The 255-nt window shown below is 56.9% G+C and carries 1 pseudogene; it reads right to left on the bottom strand.

Features of this window, described 5'->3' with window-relative positions:
* Window positions 1-255 (bottom strand): annotated as a pseudogene (locus O2S87_RS19190) (RNA-guided endonuclease TnpB family protein); the annotation flags it as partial.

Here is a 255-nt window from a genome sequence, read left to right on the forward strand (position 1 = left end):
TGACCGTGACGTGTAGGTAGTACACGCCATCTCGGTACAGAAGTTCGGCCTGTCCCAACGACCACTCATCTTCAGTCAAGGCTGACTCGATGAGGTTGAGGTCTTCAGGTCGCCCTCGAAGGTGGCCATTCACCTTCTTGTACGGCTTCGGACTCACACGGAACCGAATACGGTCAGTCTCGTCGTTGTAGGTGAGTCGGTAGCCTTCGGTGTGCGCCATGACGAGCGGGTAGGCTCCTTTTTTGTCCGTGGCGG

This window comes from Halohasta sp. A2 (assembly GCF_056175805.1).